Here is a 281-nt window from a genome sequence, read left to right on the forward strand (position 1 = left end):
CAGGTCAATGCGCTTCGAGAAGCGTTGCCGGATGCGATCCGTGTGGGAACGGTAGACAAGTTTCAGGGGCAGGAAGCGCCCATCTGCCTTGTTTCCATGACGGCATCATCTGCCGAAGAAACGGCACGCGGCATGGAATTCCTGTTTTCCCGCAACCGGATCAATGTTGCCATTTCCCGCGCGAAGGGGCTGGCGTTGGTGTTTGGCAGTCCGCGCCTGCGCGAAGCCAAATGCGAAACAATCGAGCAGGTGCGGTTGGTGAATACGGTATGTGCTTTGAA

General features: G+C 56.9%; 1 protein-coding gene. It reads left to right on the top strand.

Annotated features, from left to right (window positions below; translation table 11 throughout):
* Window positions 1-281 (top strand): C-terminal helicase domain-containing protein (locus E1297_RS00310; RefSeq protein WP_155132539.1); only part of this gene is annotated, 281 nt, incomplete at both ends.

This window comes from Roseibium sp. RKSG952, from assembly GCF_009711355.1.